The following is a 14,226-nucleotide window of genomic DNA, read 5'->3' as shown; positions in this document are numbered from 1 at the left end:
GCCTTCACTACCCGTTGGGTAATTTATGCTGCTGCGGCGCGGGCGCCCCTGCTTTAGGCGGGCAAGGGGTGGTCGAGCTCGATGCGGGTACGGGTGCCCTGGTTGGGGGCCGACTGCTGCTCCAGCCGGGCGCGGAGCATGTCCACGCGCACCCCAATGCTGCGCAGGCCCACCCCGGCGTGCACCGCCGGAACGCCGTTGGCAGCAGCGGGGCCGGGGCTGAAACCACAGCCGTTGTCGGTTACGGTGAGCGAGAGCCGGGGCCCGCTTTGGTGCAGCTCGATGCGCAGCTGGCTGGCGCCCCGCGCGTGCTTGATGGTGTTGTGCACCAGTTCCTGGCAGATGCGGTAGAGCGCCAGCTCCTGGGCCAGGCCCAGCGGGTGCGGGTAGTGCAAGTCGAGCACGACGGCCAGCGAGCCGGAGCGGCGCGTCACCTCCGCCAAATATTCCAGGGCTTTCAGCAGCCCGGCGCGGGCCAGCAGCGCGGGGTAGAGGCTGTGCGACACGCTCCGAATTTCGTCAACCGCGGTACCAAGCACTTCGCGGGCGAGGTCGAGCAAGGTGGCCGCATCATCGCCGCCGATGGTACCGCCCAGGCGGTCGACCAGCATGCGGGCCATGGCCACGGTAGAGCCCACGTCGTCGTGCAGGTCGCGGCCAATGCGCTCCCGCTCCACCTCCTGGGCCTCGATTACAGCCAAAAGAAGCTGCTCCTGGTGGCCGGCTTCGGCGGCGCGCAGGTGCAGCTGCTGCTGCAGCAAGCGCTTTTGGTAGGTGACCAGCAGCACCACCACCGCCCCGCCAATCAGCAGCATCAGCCCGATGGCGGCCAGCAGCAGCTGGCCAAAGCTTACTTCTGTGGGCGCATCCATAGGGCCCGGCAATAGCAGATATACAGCAGAAAGGTGAGCAAGGAATGGAAATTCCAAATGGTGAAGTTCAGCTCGGCCGAGTAGTGGTGCAGCATGTAGTTGCTGAACAGCGCAAGTTGCAGCTTTCCGAGAAAATACGCCAGCAGCCCCACCGAAACCCAAAACATGGGGTCCTGGCGCAGGTGCGTTACCCGCAGCTCGTTGAGCAGCTTGACAAAGTAACTCATCACCAAGCCCAGCACCAGCAGGCATTCGAGCACCTGCACCGCGGGGCTGAACTGGGTGGCTTCCAGCACCAGTCCTTTGCTCAACCCCACATACAGCACAAAGCCGCCCGCCAGCCACGGGCGCCAGCGCCAGAAGGCGGGCGAATCGAGGGCCCAGGCATACACCAGCGACAGCAACCAGAACTCACCAGCCGAGTCCAACGAAATCAGAAACAGGTTGGGCCGATGAAGGGCCTGCAACACCATGCCCGCCAGCTCCATGGCCGAAGCAAAACCGACCAGCCCCAGCAGGCAGCGCAGCACCACGGGAAGCTGCCGGTAACGCAGCAGCCCAATGATGCCCGCTACGAATACCGGCGTTATCGACGTCCTGCTAAGCAGCTGGTTCCAGAAATGTGCATCGGTGGTCATAGCAGCGGCAGGCTTAGGAGCACCCCATCCTCAGTTTTATAGTGGGCGTGGGTTGGCTAGCACGATGGTGGGCAAGGGCTCGCCATGTCTTCGGCGTCGCTATTGGCGCCGCGCAGGAGCGCGCCGGCGGCATCGGTGAGGCGCAGCATCAGCCCAAAAATAGCGGCGGGTACCTCGCCAACGTTGGCGTAGGTACGGAGGCCGAAAAACGCCCGCAGCTTGCACGTGTCCAGGGCCCCCAGGTCGTCGATGTCCTGCAGCGGCTGCAGGAAGTCGCTCACGCCGAAGGTGTAGCCCTGTAGCGGGTGTAGCCCAGTGTCATCTTCCGTGAGCTTCGTGCCGCTATTGAACATCTGCGCGGTGATGGGATAAGTAGCGGCATCGGCCCAGCTGTTGGCCCAGTGCAGGGCCAATACGTTGGCAACGGGCAGTTGCAGGGGCGGCACCAGGTTCGCATCCTGCCAATAACCCTCGGAAACGTAGTAGGCCGAAACAGTTTCGTTGCCGGCATTGGCCGCGAAGAGGGCAATGGCGAAGTGGGGCTGGCCGGCCTCATCCGGCACCGCCAAAAACCGGGCTTTGATGTGCGTCACGCCCAGCGCCGACACCAAATCCACCACGCTCATCACCGGAAAGCTGACGCCTGGCAGCCGGCTGCCGTCGGCGGGCAGCAGGAAGTTGTTGGCCAATTTGTCGCCGGCGCCGTCCTCAAATAGTGCCAACCAGTTGGCAGCGTATTGGTTGAACTGGCCGTTGCTGATGGTGAGGGGTTGCGAGGGCGCAATGGTCTGGGGCATTGTAATGAGGGCGGTTGGTTTAGGCAAAAAATCGGGCTGGCCTTGAACAAGCACTGGCAAAGCTAACCGATTGGGCAGCGAATTGCATGCTGTATCATGTATAAATGACCGGCTTTCGGCAGCGTCTGAGGCCGCGAGCTTCCGGCCCCCGCTTGTGCCCTTGGCAGCCAACGCCACCAGCGGGCCGCGCTGTAGTGCCCTGCCGCAACCCTTCCTGCTGGTCGCACGACTTTGTCATCAACACCTATATAGCGGCCCTTACACCCCCTGGCGGCGCTCCGGCAGGGTAGCAGCAGAGACATGCAGCTGCATGTCTGGTTGCAAACACCTGTCCACCGATGGACAATTGCCCATGGATTGCATCCGGGCTATAAACCCAGCCATTCGCTGGTTGGCAATAATGAATGCTATTGGCACAGCTACTGGCTTTGATTCTTTCTCACGACTTTTTTTCTGCACGCAAATGGACACCATGCTTTCCCGCTTTTCCCGTCGCAAGCGGATGCCGACGCTTGCTTCGCCCGCCCCGGTCGCCAACTCCTTTTTCCCGTTCCGCTCCCTGGCCGGGCCGTTGTTCGCAGGTTGGCGCTGGGTGAGGCTACTAGCGCTGCTAAATCGGAGTTCAGCGACGAGAAAGGCAGCTTTCGGTTTGAGCCCGTGGGGGCTGGCAACTACCGGGTATCGGCCGCGCAGGTGGGCTTCGTGCGCGGCTGGCTGCCCGTAAAGGTGGCGGGCGGCGAAACTCAGCAGCTGCCCCCGCTGACGCTGCCAACCAGCACCGCCACGGCCCTGAAAGAAGTGACCGTAGCGGGCAAAAAGCCGCTGTTTGAGCGCCAGGCCGACCGCACCGTGGTGAACGTGGAAGGCAGCACCCTGGTGGCGGGCAATACCTCGCTCGACGTGCTGGCCCGCTCGCCGGGCGTGACGGTGGACAGCAGCGACAACCTCAGCCTGCGCGGCCGGCAGGGCAAGTACAAACAGCTAGGCTAGCGGTGCGCCGCAGGCGCCGCATCAGCCACTGGAGCAGCCAAGCCCTGGCGGTGCAGCTGCACCTTGGCCTGCTCCCCGATGCGCAGCGGTGCCCGCGAGGTGAGGCGGATTTCGAGGTTGGTACCCGCCGGGTCGTCGGCGGCCGCAGGGCTGGCCACGCCGGTTACCACGCGGGTGGGCCGGGCCGCCGCCCACACCCGCACCGAATCGCCGGGCCGGATGCTGGCCGCCTCCGTTGCCGGCACCACCACCGGCACCAGCAGGTATGGGCGTGTCGAAATGGTGCCAATGGCCGTGGTGCGGTTGAGGTACTGGCCGGCCGTGAGATGCCGCGAAACCAGGAAGCCGCTGTGCGGCGCCAGCACGAAGGTGAAGTTGTTGAGCTTGGCCAGCACTGCGCCCTGCCGCACAAAATCGCCTTCGGCAAAGAAGATGGTACGCACGCGGCCGGTCGTTTTGGCCAATACCGGCTCGGTGCCCCCGGCACTGACCCGGCCCGTGAGCTCCAGCACCGTCGAATCGGGAATGACGGCAGCCGGGGCCGGGCCGGCCGCCAGCGCCGTTACTTCAGCCGTAGATTTTACCCACCACCGCCGGCCCAGCACGGCGCCTCCAATCAGCACAAAAACGATGGCAATGAGGATACTTTTTTTCATATCGAAACAAAGAGAAAGGCAGCGAGAGAAATTGCGCCGCACCTGATACGTAACTGACCGACAAGTGTGGCGCTTATGTACCAGAATACTTCTACTTAACCTAAATTGCAGGCTAGTCGCCGCGGGGCGATGGGTTTGCAATTGCTTGTCCATAAGCTGCTGCACCGAAAAGCTGCCATGCTCATCTGACGTCCGCTAGTGCTGCCCGAAGCTGTAGCGCAGGCCCAGCGCATGGCTGGCGGTAGTGGTGTAAACGGCAATTCCCGGATAGGAGGTGGCAATGAGGCGATTCTCCGTGAAATGGTAGTTCAGTTCGGTGCTCTGAGTCAGGCGGCAGCGCAGGCCCAAGCCCACCGTCAGCAGTAGATTGTCGAACGAGAAGCGGCGAGAGAATGGAACAGTTTGGAGGGTGCCGGAGAGGTCGTCGCCTTCGAAGCCACGGGAGTAAATGGATTGGTGCTCCAACGTGAAACCCCCAAGCGCTGCTAGGTGCAATCGGCTGGGAAGCCGGTGCGGGAGCGTGTATCGGGCCAGGGTCGAAATAGAGACGAGGCCTTCGGTGGTGGTGTTGGAGTATTGATAAGTGTAAGGGGTAATACCGGTGGGATTGAAAAAGCTGTTGTGACTGTAATCGGCGGTAATAGCGTAGGTGGTCGTGATGCCGCTGTAGGCGGCGCCAAGCTCCAGCGCCAGCCGCGGGCGTAGCTGGTAGCCGGCCGCAAGCTGCACCGGCAGCCGAAACCCGGTTTTGTCGCCGTTATGCCATTTACCCAGCTTTTGAAAGTGACTGCTGTACACACCCAGCCCGGCATAGTAGCGGGGCGCGGCAGCGGGAGCGGTTTGGGCAAGGCCCAGGAGCGGAGCGGCCAGCAGCAAGCCGCTACCAGCGAGTAGAAGCAATTTCATCGGGTAGGGGAGAAGTGATGGAGAATGCCGGTCAGTAGCACCAGGCCCCGCCAGGCAGTGGGAAGGTAGGCCGAAACCGGGTTTCCGGCAAACAGGGTGCTACGGGCCATCGGCCAATCCAACGCTTCGTCCGGCTCAATCGACGCTTCGGCAACGGGGAGTTGAAGGCCGGCCCACCCCGCCGCCACCTTTGAATCACCAACCACCGCACATTAGCCCAAGTCCCAAGCCCCATGAAAGCCGCCGTCCTCACCCTCGCTTTGGCCGCCACTTCGCTGCTGGCCGTCGCCCAATCCAAAACCACGGCGCTGGCTTCGGCTGCCCCCGTGCCCAGTGCCGCTTCCGATGCCTTCACCACCCTGATGGCAGCCACCATTGCCGAGCAAAGCGCCGCCGCCACGCCCGCCGACGTGCAGGCCAACCTCGCCAAGCTGGAGCGCGCCGTGGCCGCGGCCCCCACCGCCTGGGAGCCCCGCTACTACCAGGCCCGCGGCTACCTCAAGCTGGGTTTTGCCAGCCAGCCCGATGACCGGCAGGACAAGCGGTTCGACCAGGCCCAGGCCGCCCTCGATGCGGCCAAAAAGCTGCCCGGCGCCGACGTGGCCGAGCTGCTGGTGCTCCAGGCCTACATTTACCAGGGCCGCATCATGGTGAGCCCCATGACGCGGGGCATGGTGTACGCGGGCCGGGTAGCCGAAGCCCTGAACCAAGCCAAAGCCCTCGCCCCCAACAACCCGCGCGTGTACCTACTGCTCGGCAATAACGCATTTCATACCCCTTCGATGTTTGGCGGCGGCCCCGACAAGGCCAAGCCACTTTACGAAAAGGCCAAGGGCCTCTTCGCCACCTTCCGGCCCGCCAATGCCCTGAGCCCCACCTGGGGCGAAAAAATGAACGACGCCATGCTGGCGCAATGCCCCGCCGACATTGCAGCCACCAAGTAAGGGGGCAAAAATACCCGTGGCTAAAAAGCCGGGCAGGCAGCCCGGAGCGCGAACTGCCCCGTTCGCGCCGGCTTTCCTTCACACTTCTGCGTTACTTTGATGCAAACTTTCCTGCCCGCCGCCGTGGCTGCTTCCAATACCCCGCCGCCAACTACCAACGTGTTTCGGGCCCTGCCCAGGTCCATGCGCTCGTTGGGCCGGGCGGCGCAGCTTATTCTGCTAATGGCCGTCATCATCAGCTTGCTGGTGAACCCCCGGGCGGTGCACAGCTGGACGGCCTTCGCCGTTACTTACGCCTACACCGTGTGCTACAGCGTGGGCTTGTGGCTCACCAACGGCTACGTGGTGGAGTGGCTGAACCGCCACTACCCCTGGACAACGCAGCCCCTGCGCCGGCTGCTGCTCACGCTGGCCGTGTCGCTGGGCGGCTCGGTGCTCTTCATCGTGGTGATGAACGCCGTGCTGCTGCTCATTCAGGGGCAGCCGGTAGCCCGGCTCTGGTCGGGGGCCATGTACTGGCGGGTGCTGATGCCGCTCATCGTCACCGTCATCATCTCGCTGTTCAACCACAGCCGCTCGTTTTTTTTTCAGTGGCGCGATGCCGCCGTGCGCGCCGAGCGCCTCGAAAAAGAAACCGCCGTGGCCCGCCTCGACTCGCTGCGCCGGCAGGTGGACCCGCACTTTCTGTTCAATTCCCTGAACGCGCTGACCTCGTTGGTCGAAGAAAACGACCCGGCCCGGGCCGTGCGCTTCATCCGGCAGCTCGCGCAGGTGTACCGCTACGTGCTCGACAGCGAGAGCCAAGAGCTGGTGCCACTGGCCGACGAGCTGAAGTTCGCCGAAAGCTACCTGTACCTCCAGAAAACCCGCCTCGGCGACGCCTTGGCTGTGGAAATGAACTTGCCGCCGGCCGCGCTGCACCCGTTTTTCGTGCCGCCGCTGGCGCTGCAGCTGCTGCTCGAAAACGTCATTAAGCACAACACCGCCTTCCAGGCCCAGCCGCTGCGCGTGGCCGTGACGCTGGATGCCGCCGCCCCTGCCTTGACCGTGCGCAACACCCTGCGCCCGCGCCGCCTCGCGCCGGGCGAGACCTCGGGCCTGGGCCTGAAAAACCTGGCGGCGCGCTACGCCTTTCTTACCAGCAAGCCGCTGGCAATAGGGGAGGAGGCGGGGGAGTTTGTGGTAACATTGCCGCTGCTGGTCATTTAACAATTAACATTTATCATTTAACAAGCTGACGACTTATTCGCCGAGCCTTTGCAGACAATTTGAAAACCCTTGAAAAGCGCCGCCAGAACAACTGTTAAATGTTAATTGATAATTGTTAAATGAAATTAACTGCCCTCATCGTCGAAGACGAACCCCTCGCCGCCCGCCGCCTCGCCGATATGCTGGCCCGGCAGCCCGAGCCCGTGCAGGTCATCGGCACGGCCGAGGCTGTGAGCCAGGCCGTGCAGCTGCTCGAAACCGGCCCGGCGCCCGATGTGCTGTTCCTGGATATTCACCTGGCCGATGGCCTGAGCTTCGAAATCTTCGAGCAAACCCAGGTGCGCTGCCCGGTTATTTTCACCACCGCCTACGACCAGTACGCCCTGCAAGCCTTCAAAGTAAACAGCGTAGACTACCTGCTCAAACCCATTGACGAGGAGGAGCTAACGGCCGCCGTGATGAAGCTGCGCGAGCGCCTGCCCATGCCCACGGCCACGGCGCCGCCACCGGCCTTCGACTCCGCTTTGCTGGCCCAGCTCGTGCAGCTGATGCAGCAAAGCGCGCCGCCTGCTGCCAGCTACAAAACCCAGTTTGTGGTGCGCGTGGGCGAACACCTGAAAGTGGTGCCGCTCGACCAGATTGCCTACTTCTTCAGCCTCGAAAAAGCCACCTTCCTGCAAACCACCGAGGGCCGCAAGTTCGTGGTCGACTACACGATGGACCAGCTCGAAGGCCTGCTCGACCCGCGCCGCTTCTTCCGCCTCAACCGCGCCTATCTGGCCCAGCAGTCGGCCATTCAGGACATCATCCACTACACCAACTCCCGCCTGCAAACCGTGCTCAAGCCCACCGCCCCCGATGCCCAGGTGCTGGTGAGCCGCGAGAAAGTGAACGTGTTCAAGAGCTGGCTGGACAGGTAGTTGGATGCTATATTTCGGGGTGCAAGCGCCGGTGGCTTTTATGGATAAATGGGTTTATGCGTTTCTGGGGGGGCTGCTGGCCATGATGCACCCGATGGCCCCGGCTGCCGCCCCGCTGCCCAAGTCAGTGGTCCTGACGGGATGGGCGCAGCACCCGGATGGCGAAGACATTGTGCTGCGCTACGACCGCAGCCGGCTGGGCAAATGGCAGCACGCCGTGCAAGCCAGAGCTACGGCCGATGGCAGGTTCCGGCTTTCCATTCCGGCGCTGCGCACCCCCGGCGAGGCCGAGCTTGACATTGGCAGTGAGCCGGCCTTGCTGTATCTGCACCCCGGCGATGTGCTGCAAGTGAGCTACGACGCGGAGAATTACCCCAGCTCCATGCGGTTTAAGGGTGCGGCAGCTAATCCGTGCAATTACCTGCTGGAGTATTACCGACGCTTTCAGTCTCCCGATGACTCGGTGCAGCAGATGCGGCAAATGGCCCTGAAAATAGTGCCCACCCTGCAGGAGCGACGGCGTTTGGCCACGGAGGAGCGCACCCGGCAGCTGGCGTTTCTCAAATCCTACGCCGCGGCCCACCCGTTGCCGGCACCTTTCAGGCAGTATGCCCGGCGGGCCATTCAGATGCAGTGGGCCAGCTGGCAGCTCATGCTGCCGCTCACCGTAAAGTACGCGAATGCCCACGACGCCCAGGCCGCCGAGAAGCTTGACTTCCCCAGCCTCAACGCCCAGCTACGCCCAGACCTGCTGCCGGATACCGCCCTGACGGAATACCAGGTGCAGCAGGTACTGGAACTGTACGGCAATAACCTGCTGTTTAACCGCTCCCATTTCTTTGCCACTGGCCAACCGCTGGATGAGCGTGAGCCACCGTTGGTTTCCGGCTCCCAAGCTTTGGCGCAGCTTACCGCGCAGGTACGGGCGGCCTTCGGCCGAAATATGTCCGCTGACCTGGCCGTGGGCTACGTCCTGGCCAAGTATATTCAGCGGAATGGGCCCGCTGGCGCGGAGGCTCTGCTCGATATGGTGCAGCAGCACACGCGTGACCCCGCCGTGCTGCAGGCGCTTACTAGCAGCGTGCAGCACCACCAGGCATTGAAGGCCGGCCAGCCGGCCCCGACTATTACTTTGGTTGACGACCGGGGCAAAAAGGTGAGCCTGGCAGACTTCAAAGGCAAGGTGGTTTACCTGGACTTCTGGGCGTCGTGGTGTGCGCCCTGCTTAGCCGAGGCGCCGGCCGCAGCCAAGCTTCGAAAGCATTTTGTGGGTCGGGACGTGCTGTTCCTGTGCGTGTCCATCGACAGCCGGGAGGGTGCCTGGCAAAAGGCCCTGGCGGCCTATTCCCTGCGCAGTTCTAACACTGTTCACCTGCGGGATGGGGGCGAATGGGAGGCGGCGACGGCGCAGGCCTACCTCATCGGGTCGGTGCCAAGCTATATTATTATTGGCCGCGATGGACGGTTGATGCACCTGAATGCGCCCCGTCCTTCCGATGCCAAGACCACAGCGCTGTTGGAAAAAGCGCTGCAGGAGTAGGCGCCCGTTATTGCGGCATGCTAGCTCAGCCGCAGCCGCCGCAGCTCCAGCCGGAAGCCGGGCAGCAAGGGCCCGGCTACCAATTCCTGGTCGAACCCGACGACGGGCCGCACCGGTTGGCCGGGCTCGAAAATATAAACCGATTCGGTGCCCGGCGCGATGAGCCAGCCGAGCTTGGCGCCCGCTTCGAGCCAGTGCTCCATCTTGCGCATGGTGTCGGTGAGGCGGTCGGTGGGCGAGAGCAGCTCGACCACAAAATCGGGGCAAATACGGGCGAAGCCGCGCCGGTCGTCGGGGCTGAGGGCGTTCCAGTTTTCCCAGGCTATCCAGCTGGCATCGGGAGAAAGCATGGCGCCGGTATCGAGGGTAAAGCCGGAGGAAGAATCGAAAAAGATGCCCAAGCCAGAGTCTTCAGCCCAATTACCTAACAAGCGGGTGAGTTGGCCATTGGAGGCACCGGTTTCAGAATTGGTGGGCGGCATGATGGTGATTTGATGGTGGGCATCGCGCTCGATGCGCAAGTCGCGGTTATCCATGCAGAACTGGTAGAATTCCTCGTCGGTGAGGCGTTCCAGTACCGCAGATTTAAGTTTGATATCCATAAAAAATGACAGTGGCTAATGTGGCTCCAAGATACGGCGAAACCTACCCTTCCAGCCACGCCTTTACGGCGCTGGCTTTCTCCCGGCTCACCAACACTTCTTCGTTCGGCGCGGGGTGTAATTCGACCAGCAGCTTGCCGCCGAAATGTGGGTGCAGGCGGCGCACGGCCGGCAGTTGCGCAATAATCTGGCGGTTGAGGCGGAAGAACTGGGCCGGGTCGAGCAGGGTTTCGAGCTGTTCCAGGGTGTAGTCGAGCACGAAGCGGCGGCCATCAGCGACTACCAGCGTCACGGTGTCGTTGCGGCTGAGAAACCAGGCAGCTTCCGTCACCGGCAGGGGCAACAGTTGCTCGCCCTGCCGCACCAGGAAGCGCGTTTTATACGGTCGGCTGGGCCGGGGCAGGGCATCGAGCAAACGCTCGATGGGGGCACTATCGCCTTTCGGCCACTGGCGCAGTTTGGCCAGCGCGGCTTGCAGCTCAGCCAGCTTCACAGGCTTCAATAAGTACGCCACGCTGTTGGCCTGAAAAGCGCGGATGGCATAGGCGTCAAACGCCGTGGTGAAGATGACCGGGCTGGGTACCACGGCCTGCTCCCAGATTTCCAGACTCAGCCCATCAGCCAGCTGAATGTCACTGAGAATCAAGTCGGGTGCTGGGTTGGCGGCCAGCCAGGTGAGAGCTCCGGTCACGGTGTCGAGCACGGCCAGCACCTGACTTTCGGGCGCGGCCTGGGCCAGCAGGCGCTGCAGGCGTTCAGCGGCCGGGTACTCGTCTTCGAGCAGCAGGATTTTCATGAGCAAGGTTACAGCAGCGGCAGTCTGACGGCAAATTTGCCGGCCGCTTCCAGAATTTCGATGGGGCGCGCCGGATTCAGCAGCAGGTAGCGCTGGCGCACGTTGGCCAAGCCCGTGCCGGTGCCGGGCGCAAGGCCCGCCGTGCGGGGCCGCAGGGCGTTTTCGACCAGCAAAAAATCCGGGTTTTCGGCCTCCGCCCACAGGCGTAGGTGCAGCGGGTGCTGACGCGAGGCCTCGTTGTGCTTCAGCGCGTTTTCTACCAGCAGCTGCACGCTGAGCGGGGCCACCCGGCGGGCCAGCGCGGCGGGCGGCACGGCTATTTCCACCACCAGATTATCCCGAAAACGCGCTTTATGCAGCGCCAGGTAGGTTTCGATGAAAGCCATTTCCTCGGCCAGCGGCACGGTGGGCTGGCCCTGGGCCAGCAGCACGTAGCGGTACACATCGGCCAGCTGCTCCACAAACTGCTGGGCGGGCGCATTCTCCGGCTCGATGAGGGCCGCGAGCGTGTTGAGGTTATTGAACAGAAAATGCGGGTCGAGCTGGCTTTGGAGGGCGTCGAGCTGGGCTTGGGTTTGGGAGCGGGCCAATTGCTCGGCGCGGCTCAGGTTGTCCTTCCACTGCTCGAAAAAATACATGGCTTCGTAGAGCGTGAGCACCGCCACGGTAGGTACCAGGCTGAAACGAGCCTCGCGCAGCAGCAAATCGAAGGTCAGCGGAAAGTCGCGGGGCAGCAGCAGGTGCAGGGGCAGCGTGAGGACCACCGTGGCGGCCGAGGTGGCCAGCACTGCCAGCCCGGCCAGCAGCCAGAGGCGGCGCGGCGTCTGCTCCGGGCGCGGCAAGCGTTGCAGCAAGCCCAGCCACAGCTGCCGCGTGACGACCCAATAGCCCGAGGTGAAGTACAGCGAGATGGCCCAGTGCACCAGCACCATCGGCCAGCGCCCATACGGCCCGGTGGGCAGGTTGACGGCCGTAATGAGCAAGCTCAGCAGTGGGATGCCCCAGAGCACAAAGCGGCGGTCATTGAGGGCGGGCTGCGTCATGCGGAGGGGCTTACGACGGTTTTTTTGTTCGTGTACGGGCTGCAATTTGTAGCGCGAACTTTGCAGTTTGCGTCTCCGCGCTAGTAGCGAATCGTTGAAACAGCGCGGGGACGCGAACTACAACGTTCGCGCTACTGCCCGCCCAAAGCGGCCGGCCCACCATAGCCAGCGCAAACAGCGCGGCCACCGCGCCGGCATACAGCGCGGCCCCGGCCCACGTCAGGCCCACGGCCCAGCGCGGCGCCCAGCTGCTGAGGGCCCAGCCCAGCAGCGGCAGCACTTGCAGGGCGTGCATGCCCAGGAAGTGGGCAATGCGCAGGTCGCCGGCGCGGGTGCTCCAGCCCAGGCCCGGCAGGCCGGGGCCGCCGTCCGGCGCGCCCACCGTGTGCTGCATGTTGTGAATCATCGCGCCGCCCAGCACGCTCCCAAGCAGGAACAGCAGCAGGCCCAGGCGCATGCCCAACACGTAGCCCACAGGCCCGTGCGGCTGGTGCCGCCACACCAGATACAGCGCCCAAACCGTCATCAGGGTATTGACCAGAATGAACAGGCCCATCACCGAAAACAGCGCCCCGTCGAGCGCCGTGCGGGTGTTGTAGTGCGAGGTGGTGCCCCGCGCCGCCTGCAGAAAAATCACGCCCTGCTCCACCAACATGCTTACGGCCACGCCCCAGCTGATGGCCCGCACCGCGTTTTGAGCGGCCTGGGGCAGGTCGGCCAGCAGCCAGCCCAGTGTCCAGCAGAAGGCCGTGATGGACAGCGCAAATTTTAGGGGCTTGGCCCAGACCAGCGCTCCGGTCACCAGGCGGCGGTCGAGCAGCAGCAGGGCCAGGGCCAGCACGGCTAGGCCCACGTTCACCCAGCCCGTCCACGACAGCACCGGGTTCACGCGGTGCAGCACGCGCAGAACGGTGCGCAGCGAAAAAGCCATTTCTGGGGCGGCCGAACCATCAGCCGTTGAAAACGCAGAAAACGGAAGCAGGGCAGTTTTCATCCTATCGTTAAAATAAATGGTTGGAGACAGGTTTCAATGGCTTGACCAAGCCAGCAGCGGGCCTAGGCCGGAAGCGAAAAGGCCCGCAGCGCCGCCAGCCACGCCAGCAGCGTGAGCAGGTTGCGGCCGTAGTTCAGGCGCACCCACCACGCTGCCAATTGGCCAGCCTGGGCCTCGGACAATGCCACATTGCGCTGCAGTTTGATGGCCGTAGGAATGAAAAACCCGAAGGTGCCCAGGCGCTCCAGTAGCGTGAGGAGCGCGGCGGCCAGCCACCAGTCGTGCCGGGGCGGCGGGGACGACCAGGCCACCGCGAGGTTGGCAAACGTGAGCAGCGTCAGGGGCAGCGTCGTGACCATGCCCCAGAAGCGCCGCCCGGTATCGATGGCGCGCATGGCCTCGTCGTTCACGCGGTAGCCCGCGGCCGTCTTGCTGAACCACTGCGGCAGCACAATGCGCGTTTCATATAGCCCCGCACCGAAGGCTACACCCAGATTCAATACCAGCAGCCACAGCAGCGTTTAGGGAAGCAGGTTCATTGTATTTTGTCAGAAACGATTTGAAAATAAATTCTTTATGCTGCCGCTACCGGCAATGGATACCGCTGGCGCACGCCGAAATACAGCAGCAGTCCCACCGGTCCGAACAGGAACGTGAGCGCCAGGCAGGGCACCAGCAGCCAATGCGGCACGCCGCGCTGCTGGGCATCGCGCAGCTCCCAGGCACCCGTCCACATATCAAAGCAGAGGTAGTGCACCCAGCCTGCCAGCAGCGCCCACCGGTCGCGGAACAGCGCCGCCACCTCGTCCAGCGAGCCGAAGCCGCCCTCGTGGCCGTGCGGCCCCAGGTAGTGCGCCGCAATGAGTACCGCGTAGGTGCCGGCCAGCAGCAGGGGCAGCGCCCCGCTCAATACCACGGCGCGGGTGCCGCGCCAGCGCGGGGCCAGCACCAGCAGCGCCCAGCCCAGCAGCGCGGCGGGGTTGGCCAGGGAAAACAGGAAGTCGGGCGTGAGCATAAGCAGCTGATGGATTGAAATAACTGGTTCAAACTTACGTTGCCTCGCTCCCGGCCGCCAGCGCTACCGGGGCGAAGCGGCGAATCCGGCGGGTCAGGCGGCAATTGGGATGGGGCGAAGCAACCAATGAAGCTGTTTAGTAAGTCAAACCCGATGTCATCCTGAGCGCAGCGAAGGACCTTCTCACTGCTGAACGGTGATTATGCTGGCGTGAGAAGGTCCTTCGCTGCGCTCAGGATGACCGATAATCCAAGGCCAACTTTCTAAACAGTTTCAATCATTCTACCGCTGAATCCTACCTTTC

16 protein-coding genes are annotated in these 14,226 nt (G+C 63.3%); 5 read left to right on the top strand and 11 right to left on the bottom strand.

The genetic code is table 11. The annotated features are described in order from the left end of the window. Positions 1 to 53 precede the first annotated feature (53 nt). The 3 genes from JKL48_RS07125 to JKL48_RS07115 are packed head-to-tail and all read right to left on the bottom strand — an operon-like array spanning position 54 to position 2,307. Entirely contained in the window at positions 54 to 872 is an 819-nt protein-coding gene (locus JKL48_RS07125) for a sensor histidine kinase (RefSeq protein ID WP_201980586.1), read from the bottom strand. Continuing rightward, on the bottom strand, positions 851 to 1,510 hold the full coding sequence (locus JKL48_RS07120) for a hypothetical protein (protein ID WP_201980583.1): 660 nt from the start codon (positions 1,508 to 1,510) through the stop codon (positions 851 to 853). Before JKL48_RS07120 ends, JKL48_RS07125 begins: the two co-directional genes overlap by 22 nt. Before the next feature lie 56 nt (positions 1,511 to 1,566). Beyond that, positions 1,567 to 2,307 (bottom strand): hypothetical protein, encoded by a 741-nt coding sequence (locus JKL48_RS07115; RefSeq protein WP_201980580.1) that lies wholly within the window; start codon positions 2,305 to 2,307, stop codon positions 1,567 to 1,569. A 582-nt stretch (positions 2,308 to 2,889) separates the two neighbouring features. Between JKL48_RS07115 and JKL48_RS07110 the strand changes: the two genes are divergently transcribed. Next, a complete protein-coding gene (locus JKL48_RS07110) occupies positions 2,890 to 3,297 on the top strand; it encodes a peptidase associated/transthyretin-like domain-containing protein (RefSeq protein ID WP_201980577.1) in 408 nt (135 codons plus the stop codon). On the opposite strand, the gene JKL48_RS07105 is transcribed toward JKL48_RS07110, so the two are convergent. Together JKL48_RS07105 and JKL48_RS07100 are read right to left on the bottom strand one after the other, a co-directional pair. Continuing rightward, positions 3,294 to 3,953 (bottom strand): HlyD family efflux transporter periplasmic adaptor subunit, encoded by a 660-nt coding sequence (locus JKL48_RS07105; protein WP_201980574.1) that lies wholly within the window; start codon positions 3,951 to 3,953, stop codon positions 3,294 to 3,296. The genes JKL48_RS07110 and JKL48_RS07105 overlap by 4 nt on opposite strands. A 195-nt stretch (positions 3,954 to 4,148) precedes the next feature. Beyond that, positions 4,149 to 4,859, bottom strand: coding sequence for an outer membrane beta-barrel protein (locus JKL48_RS07100; protein ID WP_201980564.1), 711 nt, complete (start codon positions 4,857 to 4,859; stop codon positions 4,149 to 4,151). 233 nt (positions 4,860 to 5,092) lie between these two features. On the opposite strand from JKL48_RS07100, the gene JKL48_RS07095 reads away from it, so the two are divergent. The 4 genes from JKL48_RS07095 to JKL48_RS07080 all read left to right on the top strand — a co-directional run bounded on the left by JKL48_RS07095 (position 5,093) and on the right by JKL48_RS07080 (position 9,472). Beyond that, positions 5,093 to 5,803, top strand: a complete 711-nt coding sequence (locus JKL48_RS07095; RefSeq protein WP_201980562.1) for a hypothetical protein — start codon at positions 5,093 to 5,095, stop codon at positions 5,801 to 5,803. Positions 5,804 to 5,902: 99 nt separating this feature from the next. Continuing rightward, positions 5,903 to 7,012, top strand: coding sequence for a sensor histidine kinase (locus JKL48_RS07090; protein WP_201980560.1), 1,110 nt, complete (start codon positions 5,903 to 5,905; stop codon positions 7,010 to 7,012). Positions 7,013 to 7,131: 119 nt separating this feature from the next. Continuing rightward, positions 7,132 to 7,932, top strand: a complete 801-nt coding sequence (locus JKL48_RS07085) for a LytR/AlgR family response regulator transcription factor (RefSeq protein WP_201980549.1) — start codon at positions 7,132 to 7,134, stop codon at positions 7,930 to 7,932. Between the two features lie 40 nt (positions 7,933 to 7,972). Then, positions 7,973 to 9,472, top strand: a complete 1,500-nt coding sequence (locus JKL48_RS07080) for a TlpA family protein disulfide reductase (RefSeq protein WP_201980546.1) — start codon at positions 7,973 to 7,975, stop codon at positions 9,470 to 9,472. A 20-nt stretch (positions 9,473 to 9,492) separates the two neighbouring features. On the opposite strand, the gene JKL48_RS07075 is transcribed toward JKL48_RS07080, so the two are convergent. From JKL48_RS07075 to JKL48_RS07050, 6 genes are all read right to left on the bottom strand, one after another. Continuing rightward, positions 9,493 to 10,074, bottom strand: coding sequence for a Uma2 family endonuclease (locus JKL48_RS07075; protein ID WP_201980544.1), 582 nt, complete (start codon positions 10,072 to 10,074; stop codon positions 9,493 to 9,495). Between the two features lie 43 nt (positions 10,075 to 10,117). Continuing rightward, positions 10,118 to 10,870, bottom strand: coding sequence for a LytR/AlgR family response regulator transcription factor (locus JKL48_RS07070; RefSeq protein ID WP_201980542.1), 753 nt, complete (start codon positions 10,868 to 10,870; stop codon positions 10,118 to 10,120). Between the two features lie 8 nt (positions 10,871 to 10,878). Continuing rightward, a complete protein-coding gene (locus tag JKL48_RS07065; RefSeq protein ID WP_201980540.1) occupies positions 10,879 to 11,913 on the bottom strand; it encodes a sensor histidine kinase in 1,035 nt (344 codons plus the stop codon). 10 nt (positions 11,914 to 11,923) lie between these two features. Then, complete coding sequence (locus tag JKL48_RS07060; protein ID WP_201980538.1) at positions 11,924 to 12,907, bottom strand: hypothetical protein; 984 nt, start codon at positions 12,905 to 12,907, stop codon at positions 11,924 to 11,926. Between the two features lie 62 nt (positions 12,908 to 12,969). Next, positions 12,970 to 13,407 (bottom strand): anthrone oxygenase family protein, encoded by a 438-nt coding sequence (locus JKL48_RS07055; RefSeq protein ID WP_236668656.1) that lies wholly within the window; start codon positions 13,405 to 13,407, stop codon positions 12,970 to 12,972. Positions 13,408 to 13,481: 74 nt separating this feature from the next. After that, positions 13,482 to 13,922: an ABA4-like family protein gene (locus tag JKL48_RS07050; protein WP_201980536.1), complete on the bottom strand. Its 441-nt coding sequence runs from the start codon at positions 13,920 to 13,922 to the stop codon at positions 13,482 to 13,484. Positions 13,923 to 14,226: the final 304 nt, after the last annotated feature.

The sequence above is a fragment of the Hymenobacter rubidus genome, from assembly GCF_016734815.1.
Lineage (GTDB): Bacteria > Bacteroidota > Bacteroidia > Cytophagales > Hymenobacteraceae > Hymenobacter > Hymenobacter rubidus.
Note: the sequence above shows the minus strand (reverse complement) of the source record. Positions and strands in the feature narration are given on the sequence as shown.